Here is an 11,771-nt window from a genome sequence, read left to right as displayed (position 1 = left end):
CGTAGATTGCCGTGCGGGTGAGCCGGATCGCCGCGTACCGACACGAGGGGACACACCGCAGGTGGCAGGGGCAAGGCAGGCTGTGGCGCAGGCGCACAGGATCGTCGTCAAGGTGGGTTCCTCCTCGCTGACCACGGCTTCGGGCGGCCTCGACGCCGACCGTGTCGACGCGCTCGTCGACGTCCTCGCCAAGAGCCGCAGCGGAGGAGAGCGCGAGATCGTCCTCGTCTCCTCCGGCGCCATCGCCGCCGGGCTCGCCCCGCTGGGACTGCGCCGCCGCCCCCGGGACCTCGCCCGCCAGCAGGCCGCCGCCAGCGTCGGACAGGGCCTCCTGGTCGCCCGCTACACCGCCTCCTGCGCCCGCCACGGCATCCGCGTCGGCCAGGTGCTGCTCACCTCCGACGACATGAGCCGCCGCGCCCACCACCGCAACGCCTCGCGCACCCTCGACAAGCTCCTCGCGATGGGCGCCCTTCCGGTCGTCAACGAGAACGACACGGTCGCCACGGACGAGATCCGCTTCGGCGACAACGACCGCCTCGCGGCCCTCGTCGCCCATCTCGTCCGCGCCGACCTGCTGGTCCTGCTCTCCGACGTCGACGGCGTGTACGACGGCGACCCCAGCAAACCCGGTACGTCGCGGATAGCTCAGGTGCGCGGCCCCGAGGACCTCGCGCACGTCGAGATCGGCAGTACGGGCAAGGCCGGCGTCGGCACCGGCGGCATGGTCACCAAGGTCGAGGCGGCCAGGATCGCGACCGAGGCCGGCATCCCCGTGGTGCTGACCAGCGCCGTCCACGCCGCCGACGCCATGGCGGGCCGCGACACGGGCACGTACTTCCACCCCACCGGCAAGCGCTCCGCCGATCGCCTGCTGTGGCTGCAGCACGCCTCGACCCCGCAGGGCGCGCTCATCCTGGACGACGGCGCGGTGCGCGCGGTCGTCGAACGGCGCACCTCGCTGCTGCCCGCCGGCATCGCCGCCGTCGAGGGGGACTTCGCCGCGGGCGACCCCGTCGAGCTGCGCGACGGCACGGGCCGGGCGGTGGCCCGCGGGCTGGTCAACTTCGACGCCAAGGAGATCCCCCAGCTCATCGGCCGCTCCACCAGGGAGCTGGCGCGCGAGCTGGGCCCGGCGTACGAACGAGAGGTCGTACACAGGGACGACCTCGTGCTCCTGCACCCGTAAACACCCGCAAAAGGGCCGCCAGGGGCATCCGTAACGGCCGATTCCGGCGCCCCCGCCAGGGGGACGTTCAGTAAAACCACCACACGAGGGCGCCCTACCTGCTCAACTTTGTTGCAGGGAGTTTCGGCACGACCATTGCGAAAAGGAGGCCGTCGTGAGACGAGTGCGCCCTGGGGCGGCGGCGTCCCGCGGTGGATCCGCGTCGCGCGGTGGTGCCTCCCGTCCGGCGGGTGAGGAGCGGGTCCTGATGAGCGTCGCGGCCGGGGACTCGTACGAGCACGAGGAGCCCGTCGACCAGCCGCGCCTGTGGCACGTCACGCTGAGCGTCTCCGGCGGCGAGGCGCCGCTCAAGGAGGTCAGGCGGGGCCTTGAGCAGCTCGCCCACGACCACCCCTTTCTGCTGACCAGCCGGTACGCGAACGACCACGCGGAGATCCGCTACTGGGAAGAGGCCCGCGACCTGCACGACGCCGCCGCGGTCGCGCTGCGCCTGTGGGGCGAGCACCGGCAGACCGCCAAGCTGCCGCCCTGGGAGATCGTCGGCCTGGAGGTCATCGACCGCGAGACCTACCACCAGCGGATCGCCGAGGGATACGGGCCGCTGCCGGCCACCCCCGTCGGCGTACATCCCTTTTGAGCCCTCTTCGCCCTGTGTCTCGCGGTTTGGGACAACGGCTGGACGGACTCGTTCGGAGCATTACGCTGCCGACATGACCACGCTCTCGCCGTACGACTCGATGTCCCCGGTCACCCAGGCCGCCTACCGCGCCAAGGCCGCCGCCGCCGACCTCGCGCCCCTGCCGCGGGCCGAGAAGGACGACGCGCTGCTCGCCATCGCGGACGCGCTGGAGGTCCGTACGAGCGAGATCGTCGCGGCCAACGCCAAGGACATCGCGAAGGCCCGCGAGGCCGGGACCAGCGAGGCCATCATCGACCGGCTCGCGCTCAGCCCCGAGCGGGTGCGCGCGATCGCCTCCGACGTGCGCGACGTGGTGGCCCTGCCCGACCCGGTCGGCGAGGTCGTCCGCGGCTCGACCCTCCCCAACGGTATCGACCTGCGCCAGGTCCGGGTGCCGCTCGGCGTCGTCGGGATCATCTACGAGGCCCGCCCGAACGTCACCGTCGACGCGGCCGCCCTCTGCCTGAAGTCCGGCAACGCGGTGCTGCTGCGCGGCTCGTCCTCCGCGTACGAGTCGAACACCGCCCTCGTCCGCGTCCTGCGCGACGCCGTGGGCGGCGCAGGGCTGCCCGCCGACGCCGTGCAGCTCGTGCCGGGCGAGAGCCGTGAGTCCGTGCAGGAGCTGATGCGCGCCCGCGGCCTGGTCGACGTGCTCATCCCGCGCGGCGGCGCCTCCCTGATCCGCACGGTCGTCCAGGAGTCCAGGGTCCCGGTCATCGAGACCGGCACCGGCAACTGCCATGTGTACGTCGACGCGCAGGCCGACCTCGACATGGCGATCGACATCCTGATCAACTCCAAGGCCCAGCGGCCCAGTGTCTGCAACGCCGCCGAGACCCTCCTCGTCCACCAGGACATCGCCCCCGAGTTCCTGCCCCGCGCCCTCGACGCCCTCGCCGACGCCGGGGTCACCGTGCATGCCGACGAGCGCGTGCTGGCGTACGCGAAGGACTCCAGGGCGGCCCTCGTGGAGGCCACGGCCGAGGACTGGGAGACCGAGTACGGCTCGTACGACATCGCCGCCGCCGTCGTCGACTCGCTCGACAAGGCCGTGGAGCACATCCGGCTGTGGACCTCGGGGCACACCGAGGCCATCGTCACCACCTCGCAGCAGGCCGCCCGCCGCTTCACCCAGTTGGTCGACTCCACGACGGTCGCGGTGAACGCCTCGACCCGGTTCACCGACGGCGGCCAGTTCGGCTTCGGCGCCGAGATCGGCATCTCCACGCAGAAGCTGCACGCGCGGGGGCCCATGGGGCTGCCGGAGCTGACGAGCACCAAGTACATCGTCACGGGCGACGGGCACATCCGGCGCTGAACCCCGCCCCTGCGGAACCTTCTCGTCCGGCGGATGAATTTCCATACCGTCTGCCCAAATTGACCCCCCAGGTCTACTCTGGATCCGTGCCGGAGGACGTGGGGGGCACGCCGTTCGCCGACGGCTGGGAGCCCGACGACGACCGCGACCGCGGGGGTGCGGACGAAGAGTTCGCCTCCGTGGTCTTCGACGAGGACTTCGTACGGGCGGCCGTGGTCCACGAGCCGACCGCGGTGGAACGCCTGCTCGCCGCCGCCCAGGCCCGCGCAGAGGCCTCCGAGGCCGAGGCCCGCCGGGCACGCACCCGGCGCACCCGCGGGGACGACGAGCGCTACGAGGACGGTTTCGACCCCGACGAGCACGGCGATTTCGGCCATGACCCGGATCTGGACGACCTGGACGACACCGAGGTCCTCGAAGGCCGCTACGGCGCGCCGGGAACGTACGGCAGGCTCTACGGAAAACAGGCCCGCTGGCACCGTCCGGTCGCCTGGATGCTCGCCCTGGTGATGGGCATCGGCATGGTCGCGCTGGCCTTCGCGGCGGTCTACCGGGGGACCTCCTCGGGCCGCCAGGAGCAGGTGCCGCCGTCCACGTCGACAGGCGTCGGACAAGGCCAGGACAAGGTCACCGGCACCGGTCCCTCCGCTTCGGCGGACCACTCCCAGCCGGCGATGTCGGCGGTTCCCCGGACACCCTGACCGCTCCGGCCCGAACACCGGGACGCACGCGGCCCGGACCCTGGGGCAGGCCTGGTGCGAACCTGTCAGAACTTGTCGTGCACCACGGCGTTTACCGGGGCTCCCGGAGACCTACCCTGAAGGTATGGGCGGGCCTGCAGAACCACCTGAGGGGACACCCGAGGGCGCCCCCGGAGGTGGAGAGGACGAGTACCGATCCGTCGTCTTCGACGAGTCGTTCGTCCGCGCTGCCCGCCTCCAGGAGTTCTCGGCGCAGGAGCGCATCACCGACCACGCCCCCGCCGTACGCCGCCGACCGGCCCTGCGCCGCGGCCTCTCCCGGCAGGCGCTGATCCTCGTCGTACTGATCGCCGTCGCCTTCGGCACCGCGATCTACATGGGCGTCCGGCACCCTTACGAGAACCCCGCCGCCCAGCCCGCCGAGCCGCTGCGGATGACGGTGATCCCCCTCTCGCCGGTGACCGCCGTACCCGGGGCGGCCGACGCCGAGGCGCTGTACGCGCACAGCCCCGCCGCCCAGTTCCGTGTCGGCGGCGAGGGCATCACGCTGCCCGCCTCCCGGCGCACCGCGCACTTCTCCGACGGCCAGGTCGTCGCCGCGCTGACCACCGCCAAGGACTACCTCGTCAAGTCCTCGCTCGACCCGGACGTCCTCACCGGAAGCACCAACCGGCCCGTACGGATCCTGCTCGACCCGCAGCAACTCGACCAGTTCGACCAGAGCTTCGCGCAGCCCGCCGGGGACGGACGGCACGCGCCCACCGGCTGGCTCGTCCGCTTCGACCCGACCCGTGCCGCACTCGCCGACTCCAAGGTCCGGGTGCAGGGCACCCTCCAAGCCGCCGAATTCGACTCGAACACCCTGGAGATCACCGCCGACCACACCTTCGTCTACGCCCTGCGGCCGACGGGCTCGGACGGGAAGGCGAAGGTCTCGCTCTTCACCGTCCGGCGAGAGCTGCAGTTCCGCTTCGACCACGACGACCTGCGCATGCACCAGACCCAGCTGGTCGTCTCCTACGTGCAGGCCGGGCCGCTCGCCTGCGCCGAGGACTCGGTGAACCACCTGCACCCGCTGCTCGCGGGGCAGACGGCGAAGGCGGGCGGCCCGGCCGGCACGGACCCGTACGCGACGGGCAGCGCGACGGCCCTGTGCGGGTCGCTGGCGACGAGCGCCCAGCCGAGGCTGTGACAGCTCGTAGCCCGCGCTTCCCGTGCTTCCCGCGCATTCCGCGCCGAGCGGTGGCTCAGTCCTCGTCGCCGGGGGTCCCGTCCTGGGGCGGCTGCTCCTGGGGCGGGGTCTGGTCCTTGGGCGACTGATCCTTCGGTGACTCGTCCTTGGGCGAGGTGGCCGCGAAGCCGCCGAAGCCTCGTCGTACCCGGCCGCCGAGGTCGCCGGCGCCGCCCGCGATGTCGCTGACCAGCTTCATCAGCGGGTCCTTGGAGTTCTTCACATCGCTGGCGTAGCTGGCCGCGGACTGCCGGAAGGAGTCGGAGACCGAGGTGTCACCGTCCGCGTCGCGCCGCGGATAGTGACCGTCCATCATCCGCTGGTAGTCGCGGGACTCGGCCCACTTCTTCAGCTCGGCGGCGCGGACGGTGGTGAAGGGGTGCGTGCGGGGGAGCGTGTTGAGGATCTTGAGCACGGAGTCGCGCAGGTCGCCCCCGGCCTCGTACTCCTCGGCCTGCGCGAGGAACGCGTCCACGTTCATCTCGTGCAGATGGTTGCCGCCCGCGAGCTTCATCAGGCCGCGCATCGAGGCCCGCAGATCCTGGCCGACCAGAAGCCCGGCGCGGTCGGCGGACAGCTCCGACTTGCGGAACCACTCGCGCAGCGCGGTCACGATCGCCATGACCGCGAGGTTGCCCAGCGGGATCCAGGCGACCCGGAGCGCCAGGTTCGTCAGGAAGAGCAGGATCGTGCGGTAGACGGCGTGGCCGGAGAGCGCGTGGCCGACCTCGTGGCCGATCACCGCCCGCATCTCCTCCTCGTCCAGCAGCTCGACGAGGCCGGTGGTGACGACGATGATCGGCTCGTCCAGGCCGATGCACATCGCGTTGGGCTGCGGGTCCTGGTTGACGTACATCGGCGGGACCTTCTCCAGGTCCAGGATGTGGCAGGCGTCCCGCAGCATGTCGTTGAGGTGCGCGAACTGGGCGTCCGAGACGCGCACCGAGTCGGACAGGAACAGCAGCCGCAGACTGCGCTCGGGCAGCAGACCGCTGAGCACCTTGAAGACCGTGTCGAAGCCGCTCAGCTTGCGCAGGGCCACCAGGGCCGAGCGGTCCGCCGGGTGTTCGTACGCCCGGGAGGAGATCCCCTCGAAGCGCCTGCGCTGCCTGCTCGGCACGTTCTCGTGCCCGTTCTGCTCGTGGCTGTCGTCGGACATGTGTTCCCCCATGTTCTGAGTGCCGAGCCCCCGAAGCGGGATCCAGCGTAGGCGGAGATACCGTGATGGGGCAGCACACCGTAAGGAGCTATCCCCATGGAGCACATCCCCGCAGCCCACTGGCTGACCGAGGCGGCCGGCGCCGCAGACAAGCAGGGGGCGGGCGATCTGCTCCGTGTCGTGCTGATCGTGATGGTGGTGGGCGCCGTCCTGCTCGGGTGGTTTCTGCTGCGCGGCTACAAGCGGGACGACTGACGTACTCCCTGGGTTCCCCGTCCTTCCTGGCTTCCTCCTACTTTGACGCCGTCGCCACCGCGGACGTTGCCTCGCGGTGGTGACGTACGTCGACTCGTGCGTCGGCGGGGGCGTCGCACGGTCCGCGTCCCCAACGGCGGAGTCGGCGTGATCGCCCTGCGCGTGCCCGCTTACGATGGGCCGAAGTCTTTGTCCCGATCCCACACCCGGATAGGTCCTGCCGACGATGAGCTTCCACAGCACCGCTGCCCAGTTGGTCACCTTTGCCGCCGAGGGCGAGGAGCACGGTGGCAACCACGAGAGCCTCAGCCCCTACCTGACCGGCGGCGGCGCGCTCTTCATCCTCCTCCTGCTGCTGTGGATCACCACGCGCTTCAACCGGGACCGCTGAGCCCCGCGGTCCCCGTCCGCGGGGGCCTGTCGGCCGGAGCCCTCAGGTCGGGCCGGTAGGGTCTGCACGCATGGGAGAGCAGGACATGCCTACCGGTCCGGCGAGTGACACGGAGAGCGGCGCGCACAGCGGTGCGACGGGGCGTTCGGCGAGCGGCCGGGGAAACGGCCCCTCGAACCCCGGCAAGCGCCGCCTCGGCGTCATGGGCGGAACGTTCGACCCGATCCACCACGGGCACCTCGTGGCGGCCAGTGAGGTCGCCGCGCAGTTCCACCTCGACGAGGTGGTGTTCGTGCCGACCGGGCAGCCGTGGCAGAAGAGCGCCAAGAGGGTCTCCCCGGCCGAGGACCGCTACCTGATGACGGTCATCGCGACCGCCGAGAACCCGCAGTTCTCGGTGAGCCGCATCGACATGGACCGCGGCGGCCCGACCTACACCACGGACACCCTGCGCGACCTGCGCGCACTCAACCCGGAAACGGACCTCTTCTTCATCACGGGCGCCGACGCGCTCGGCCAGATCCTCACCTGGCGCGACACCGAAGAGCTGTTCTCCCTCGCGCACTTCATCGGGGTCACCCGGCCCGGCCACCCCCTGTCCGACCCGGGACTTCCGGAAGGCGGTGTCTCGCTGGTCGAGGTTCCCGCGCTCGCCATCTCGTCCACGGACTGCCGTGCGAGGGTCGCCAAGGGCGATCCTGTCTGGTACCTGGTGCCGGACGGTGTGGTGCGCTATATCGACAAGCGCGAGCTGTACCGCGGCGAGTGAGCCGAGAGGGGCACCGGTGAACGACCGATACGACGCTGGGTACGGGGGCGACCAGTACGAACTCGTCGGCTACGACGAGTTCGGGCAGCCTGTGTACCGGCAGGTGCCGGTACAGCCGCAGCAGCCGACTCAGCAGCCGCAGCAACAACAGCCGACCCAGCAGGGCTACGACCCCTACGGGCAGCAACAGGGCTACGGCTACGACCCGTACGCGACCTCGTACGACACCGGCACGCAGCAGCCGACCCAGCAGGGCTACGACACCGGCACGCAGCAGCCCGTACCCCCGTACAACTCCTACGACCCGTACGGCACCGCCGCGGCCGCCCCGGGCACCGGGTACGACCCCTACGGGCAGACCGCGACCAGTGGGCAGCAGCCGCGGGTCGCGGAGCAGACCGCCTACATCCCGCAGCAGGCGGCGCCCGCGGAGCAGGACGAGCCCCGCCGGAGCGAGCGGCCCCGCGCCGACCGGGACTACCGCACCGAGCAGTTCGCGTTCGTCGAGGAGCAGGAAGCCGAGTCCGAGGACGTCATCGACTGGCTGAACTTCACCGAGAACCGCACCGAGCGCCGCGAGGAGGCCAAGCGCCGCGCCCGCAGCAGGATCGTGGCCCTGGTCGTGGCGTTCGCCCTGGTGGCCGTCGGCGGCATCGGCTACCTCTGGTACGCGGGCAAGCTCCCCGGCACCTCCTCCGGCGGCAAGACCGGCACGACGGCCGCGACCGGCCCGCAGAACCGCGACGTGATCGTCGTCCACCTCCACAACACCAAGAAGGGCGGCACCTCCACGGCGCTGCTCGTCAACAACGCCACCACCAAGCAGGGCGCCACCGTCCTGCTGCCCAACTCCCTTGCCCTGACCGACGACGACGGCACCACGACCACGCTCGCCAAGTCGGTCGACGGCGACGGCTCGTCCGGCACCCGGGACTCCATCGACACGGTGCTCGGAACCGACATCGAGGGCACCTGGCGCCTCGACACCCCCTACCTCAACAACCTCGTCGAACTCGTCGGCAACATCGACCTCGACACCAACGCGGCGGTGCCGGACCCCGACGCGAAGAAGAAGGGCGAGGCGCCCCTCGTCAAGAAGGGCGAGGACCAGACCCTCAGCGGCAGGATGGCCGTCGCCTACGCGACCTACCGGGCCTCCGGCGAGGCCCAGGACGCCCAGCTGGAGCGGTTCGGCCAGGTCATGCAGGGCGTGCTGCGCAAGCTCTCCTCCGACCAGCAGGCCGCGACGACCACCGTCCAGACCCTGGCGCAGATCCTCGACCCGTCCCTGACCGACAAGGACCTCGGCGCCTTCCTCGCCAAACTCGCCGACCACGCCAAGGGCGGCGACTACAAGACCGCGTTGCTGCCCGTCCAGCAGGACGGCACCATGAGCGAGCAGGCCACCGACAGCGTGGTCAGGACGCTCCTCGGCGGCACCGTGAAGAGCCCCGAGAAGGGCGACGCCGTCCGCGTCGGCATCAAGAACGCCACCGGGAACAAGGACGCCACCGAGAAGGCACGCGTCGTCCTGGTCAACGGCGGCTACACCTTCCTGGACTCCGGCACGGCCACCGCCCAGAGCGTGTCGCGGATCACGTACGCCGACGCCGCCTCCAAGGACGACGCCGTCGAGGTCGCCAAGACCCTGGGCCTGCCCGCCGGCTCGGTGAAGAAGGGCGAGGTCACGTCCAACGCGGACGTGTCCGTGGTGCTCGGCCAGGACTACAGAACGTCGTCGTGACGCAGATCACGGGCCGGGGCGCCCCAGGGCACCCCGGCCCGTGATCGCGGAAACGCGTGGGGTGCCGTCGGCGGTCCGTGAGACCCTTGGGGTATTACTGACCGCCGAGGGAAAGCCGCGTAGTGACCGCCACGGACCGCTCCATCGAGCTCATCACCACCGCCGCGCAGGCGGCCGCCGACAAGCTCGCGCACGACATCATCGCCTACGACGTCAGCGACGTGCTGTCGATCACGGACGCCTTCCTGCTGGCGTCCGCGCCCAACGACCGCCAGGTCAAGTCGATCGTCGACGAGATCGAAGAGCGGCTGAACAAGGAACTCGGCGCCAAGCCGGTGCGCCGCGAGGGCGACCGCGACGCCCGCTGGATCCTGCTCGACTACGTCGACATCGTCGTGCACGTGCAGCACAGCGAGGAGCGTGTCTTCTACGCCCTTGAGCGGCTGTGGAAGGACTGCCCCGAGCTGGACCTCCCCGCCGACGCCAAGGCGACGCGCGGCAAGGCCGCCGAGCACGCCGAGCGCGCCGAGCTCCAGGATGTGGAGGACGCCGCCGAATACGGGGAGCTGCGGTGACCGACCCCGCCGCCGGTGCACAGACCGGCAGGAAGCCCGGCCGGGGCCGCCGTGTCATCCTCTGGCGGCACGGCCAGACCGCCTGGAACGTGGAGCGCCGCTTCCAGGGCACGACGGACGTCGAGCTCACCGAGACCGGCGTCGGCCAGGCCCGCCGCGCCGCCCGGCTGCTCGCCTCGCTGAAGCCCGACGCGATCGTCGCCTCCGACCTGCAGCGCGCCGCGAACACGGCCGCCGAGCTGGGGGCCCTCACCGGCCTCGACATCACCCACGACGAGGGCCTGCGCGAGACCTACGCGGGCGTCTGGCAGGGGCTGACGCACGAGGAGATCATCGGCCGGTACGGCGACGAGTACACCGCGTGGAAGCGCGGCGAACCGGTGCGCCGCGGCGGCGGCGAACTGGAGACCGAGGTCGCCGACCGCGCCGCCCCCGTGGTGCTGCGGCACGCCGACAAGCTCCCCGAGGACGGCACCCTCGTGGTGGTCAGTCACGGCGGCACGATCCGCACCACCATCGGCCGTCTCCTCGGCCTGGAGTCCCACCACTGGGAGAGCCTCGGCGGTCTCTCCAACTGCTGCTGGTCCGTGCTCGGACAGGGCGCCCGCGGCTGGCGGCTGCTGGAACACAACGCCGGCACGCTGCCCGAGCCGGTGCTCGGCGACGACGACTGAGCGGCTCCTTGGGCCCTGCCCGTCGTCGCTCCGTCCGGTCCCGAGCGCCCGTCGGGACCGGATTTCACTTTCCGGCAGGTCGCAGGCTAAAGTTCTTCTTGTTCGCCCCGCAGGGCGGGAAGAACACAAGGGGCTATAGCTCAGTTGGTAGAGCGCCTGCATGGCATGCAGGAGGTCAGGAGTTCAATTCTCCTTAGCTCCACAGATCAGCTCTCTTGAGTTGTCGAAGATCAGTGGTGAAGATCCCGTTCCCTCAGGGGGGCGGGATTTTTTGTGTCCCGGCGTTGAGTCACTCGGGCTCCCGGGGCGTATATCTCTGCGGATGCGCTCCTCGCGTGCACGTACGCGCCGGCCGCTGCAGGTCCGCTGGGTGCCGTGTCCGGACTGGTACGAAGGCGTCGCTGACCGTATTGCTCCGGCCGTGGCAGAATCAAACGGCCGGAAGGGGGCGCGGCCCGACGGGAGGGAGAAGCGATGCCTGCGAGCATCCTCGGGGAGGTCGGCGATCCCCCCGACGTGGCGATGGCACGAACGAAGGCCATTCTCCTCTGCCCTTCCTGCGGTTCGTTCCATGTCGCCCAGGTCCTCGGCGACAACGGCGGGGTCTCCTACGTGTGCACGGCCTGCGGCCACAGCTGGAGCTGATCGATGGGTGCACACAGGCGGAAGTGCGATTGGTGCGGCAGCGGTACGCCGATCGTCCGCGACATGGAACCGGTCAACCACGACTACCAGTACTGGTGCGAGGAATGCGCGCGGGCGCTGATCATAAAAGGCGACCCGATCGAGACGTACCGCGAGCTGGAGGGCGAGCCGATCTACGGCCGGCTGCTCGACGAGCACTGCACGCTCAAACGCTTCTACTCGTTCGCGACGGCCTGAGCCGAGGGGGCCGAAGGGCCCTGGCAGGGGCCCGACGGAAACGATTTGGTGGTGCACCCGGGTGACCGTGTAATGTTGGCGTCGCCGCCGGGGAAACCGGGCGGAACGCAACAAGGGGCTATAGCTCAGTTGGTAGAGCGCCTGCATGGCATGCAGGAGGTCAGGAGTTCAATTCTCCTTAGCTCCACAGTAGTTCGAAGGCGG

The 11,771-nt window shown here is 70.6% G+C and carries 14 protein-coding genes and 2 tRNA genes; 15 read left to right on the top strand and 1 reads right to left on the bottom strand.

Annotated elements, in window-relative coordinates; all coding sequences use genetic code 11:
- Positions 1–82 precede the first annotated feature (82 nt).
- From proB to ABZS97_RS19750, 5 genes are all read left to right on the top strand, one after another.
- Positions 83–1,189 carry a glutamate 5-kinase gene (gene proB, locus ABZS97_RS19770; RefSeq protein ID WP_356139561.1) on the top strand — a complete coding sequence of 369 codons (1,107 nt, stop codon included), beginning with the start codon at positions 83–85 and terminating at the stop codon, positions 1,187–1,189.
- Between the two features lie 163 nt (positions 1,190–1,352).
- Positions 1,353–1,826, top strand: coding sequence for a hypothetical protein (locus ABZS97_RS19765; RefSeq protein ID WP_356139589.1), 474 nt, complete (start codon positions 1,353–1,355; stop codon positions 1,824–1,826).
- Positions 1,827–1,899: 73 nt separating this feature from the next.
- Positions 1,900–3,186: a glutamate-5-semialdehyde dehydrogenase gene (locus ABZS97_RS19760; protein WP_356139559.1), complete on the top strand. Its 1,287-nt coding sequence runs from the start codon at positions 1,900–1,902 to the stop codon at positions 3,184–3,186.
- Positions 3,187–3,272: 86 nt separating this feature from the next.
- On the top strand, positions 3,273–3,887 hold the full coding sequence (locus ABZS97_RS19755; protein WP_356139557.1) for a hypothetical protein: 615 nt from the start codon (positions 3,273–3,275) through the stop codon (positions 3,885–3,887).
- Between the two features lie 124 nt (positions 3,888–4,011).
- Positions 4,012–5,079 carry a hypothetical protein gene (locus tag ABZS97_RS19750; protein ID WP_356139555.1) on the top strand — a complete coding sequence of 356 codons (1,068 nt, stop codon included), beginning with the start codon at positions 4,012–4,014 and terminating at the stop codon, positions 5,077–5,079.
- A gap of 55 nt (positions 5,080–5,134) precedes the next feature.
- Here ABZS97_RS19750 and ABZS97_RS19745 read toward each other — a convergent pair whose 3' ends face one another.
- On the bottom strand, positions 5,135–6,277 hold the full coding sequence (locus tag ABZS97_RS19745) for a M48 family metallopeptidase (protein WP_356139553.1): 1,143 nt from the start codon (positions 6,275–6,277) through the stop codon (positions 5,135–5,137).
- Between the two features lie 96 nt (positions 6,278–6,373).
- Here ABZS97_RS19745 and ABZS97_RS19740 point away from each other — a divergent pair, with 96 nt between their 5' ends.
- From ABZS97_RS19740 to ABZS97_RS19695, 10 genes are all read left to right on the top strand, one after another.
- Complete coding sequence (locus tag ABZS97_RS19740) at positions 6,374–6,532, top strand: hypothetical protein (RefSeq protein WP_356139551.1); 159 nt, start codon at positions 6,374–6,376, stop codon at positions 6,530–6,532.
- Positions 6,533–6,758: 226 nt separating this feature from the next.
- Entirely contained in the window at positions 6,759–6,923 is a 165-nt protein-coding gene (locus tag ABZS97_RS19735; protein WP_356139549.1) for a hypothetical protein, read from the top strand.
- A 70-nt stretch (positions 6,924–6,993) separates the two neighbouring features.
- Positions 6,994–7,692: a nicotinate-nucleotide adenylyltransferase gene (gene nadD, locus ABZS97_RS19730; RefSeq protein ID WP_356139547.1), complete on the top strand. Its 699-nt coding sequence runs from the start codon at positions 6,994–6,996 to the stop codon at positions 7,690–7,692.
- Positions 7,693–7,708: 16 nt separating this feature from the next.
- Positions 7,709–9,436, top strand: a complete 1,728-nt coding sequence (locus ABZS97_RS19725; RefSeq protein ID WP_356139545.1) for an LCP family protein — start codon at positions 7,709–7,711, stop codon at positions 9,434–9,436.
- Between the two features lie 122 nt (positions 9,437–9,558).
- A complete protein-coding gene (rsfS, locus tag ABZS97_RS19720) occupies positions 9,559–10,011 on the top strand; it encodes a ribosome silencing factor (RefSeq protein WP_356139544.1) in 453 nt (150 codons plus the stop codon).
- Positions 10,008–10,685: a histidine phosphatase family protein gene (locus ABZS97_RS19715; protein WP_356139542.1), complete on the top strand. Its 678-nt coding sequence runs from the start codon at positions 10,008–10,010 to the stop codon at positions 10,683–10,685. Before rsfS ends, ABZS97_RS19715 begins: the two co-directional genes overlap by 4 nt.
- A gap of 129 nt (positions 10,686–10,814) precedes the next feature.
- Positions 10,815–10,887 (top strand) — tRNA-Ala (locus tag ABZS97_RS19710).
- Between the two features lie 272 nt (positions 10,888–11,159).
- Positions 11,160–11,330: a hypothetical protein gene (locus tag ABZS97_RS19705; protein ID WP_356139540.1), complete on the top strand. Its 171-nt coding sequence runs from the start codon at positions 11,160–11,162 to the stop codon at positions 11,328–11,330.
- A gap of 3 nt (positions 11,331–11,333) precedes the next feature.
- Entirely contained in the window at positions 11,334–11,567 is a 234-nt protein-coding gene (locus ABZS97_RS19700; RefSeq protein WP_010986886.1) for a hypothetical protein, read from the top strand.
- 114 nt (positions 11,568–11,681) lie between these two features.
- Positions 11,682–11,754, top strand: a tRNA-Ala gene (locus ABZS97_RS19695).
- Positions 11,755–11,771 lie beyond the last annotated feature (17 nt).

This window comes from Streptomyces sp. NPDC005485, assembly GCF_040606085.1.
In the GTDB taxonomy this organism is placed as follows: Bacteria; Actinomycetota; Actinomycetes; order Streptomycetales; family Streptomycetaceae; genus Streptomyces.
Note: the sequence above shows the minus strand (reverse complement) of the source record. Positions and strands in the feature narration are given on the sequence as shown.